Annotated in this window: 2 protein-coding genes; both read right to left on the bottom strand. The window is 77.8% G+C overall.

Features of this window, described 5'->3' with window-relative positions; genetic code table 11:
• Window positions 1-249 precede the first annotated feature (249 nt).
• Window positions 250-999 carry a YcnI family copper-binding membrane protein gene (locus HCJ92_RS24135; protein WP_167935721.1) on the bottom strand — a complete coding sequence of 250 codons (750 nt, stop codon included), beginning with the start codon at window positions 997-999 and terminating at the stop codon, window positions 250-252.
• 77 nt (window positions 1000-1076) lie between these two features.
• On the bottom strand, window positions 1077-1267 hold a 191-nt coding region (locus tag HCJ92_RS24140), incomplete at its 5' end, for a hypothetical protein (protein ID WP_167935722.1).

Below are 1267 nucleotides of genomic sequence, written 5' to 3' on the forward strand. Positions count from 1 at the left end.
CCCCGGGACGGGCGGGGTCGGCCTGGGGCCCGGGGTGGCGGGGACGCGCGGTCGGGCTCCGCCCGCCCGGCGCCCGGGGAGGGCGTCGCGCGGGGCGCGCGCTCCTCCGGGGCGGCGTGGCGGACGGATGGGGACGGGCGGGGACGGCCCCGCCCGGTTCACCCGGCCTTTCGGCGCTCGGCCCCGTTCCGGGCGAGGCGCCGTGGTGCTACGTCACGCCACGACCGCGGCCCCGGGGGGGGGCCGGGGTCAGGAACCGGCGCCCGGCCGGCGCAGGGCCAGGAACGCGACGACGACACCGGCGACGCCGACCGCGAGGCCGACACCGCCGATCACGCGCGCGGTGGTGTCGGAGGCCGAGGCGTCGACGGTGGCGCCGGAGGCGGTCGCGTCCCCGTCCTGGCCCGCGTCGGGGGCGGCGGCGCCCTCCGCCTCGGTGTCGTCGCCGTGGCCGTGGCCGTCAGCTGCGGCGGCGCTGAGCGTCAGCGTCGCGGCGGGGTGCTCGGCACCGTCGGTCGGGTCGTCGATCCAGCGCACGACCTCGTCCGAGTCGTAGGTCTGGATGGCCTTCAGAACCAGCTGGTCGACGTCCTCGGGGAGGCGGCCGACGGACAGCGGGAACTGCTGGAAGGTTCCGGGGCTGATCTCGCCACCGGTCCAGATGATCTTGCTGGGGGCCTCGGTGACCTGGCTGCCGTGGACCTCCAGCGGCTCGTCCAGCTCGGCGGTCTCGACCTCGACCTCCCAGCCCGGAACCGCCTGCGGCTGTACCGAGGCGAGCGGGTGGTCGGGGTCGAGGTGGAGCTCGACGGCGACGGTCGAGGCGTCGTCACGCTCGTTCGGCACCTTGACGTTGATGGTCGCGTAGCCGCCGCCGGGCACCTCCTTGGGGTCGATGGTGACGTGCGCGGAGGCGGGTGCGGCCATCGCGAGGACGGCACCGGCGGCGACGGCGCAGCCGAGGGCGGTGCGGGCACGGCGAACGAGGGGGGTGGTCATGGGTACTCCTGGGTCCTGGGTGAGGGAAAGAGGACGCGCGCCGCGACGGCGCCGTCCCCACCAGAAGAGAGCGCTCGTCAGGCCGCGAGGATCAGCCGGTCGGTCGACCGGTCGCGGGGGCCGGCCGGGGGGCCACGCCGGGCGACGGCGTCGCCGAGGACCCTGCCGGAGGTCGCCGGGGTGGGGTGGTGCCCCGCGCCCCGGGGGCGCAGCGGCACGGCGGACGAGCCGGGTGCCCGGCCGCAGAGCAGCAGCGCCGCCGCGACCC

This window comes from Streptomyces spiramenti (assembly GCF_012034385.1).
Taxonomy (GTDB): domain Bacteria; phylum Actinomycetota; class Actinomycetes; order Streptomycetales; family Streptomycetaceae; genus Streptomyces; species Streptomyces spiramenti.

Bases quoted from the DNA above. Each gene is read 5' to 3' on its own strand.
- HCJ92_RS24135 (WP_167935721.1), bottom strand. From the start codon at position 999: ATGACCACCCCCCTCGTTCGCCGTGCCCGCACCGCCCTCGGCTGCGCC.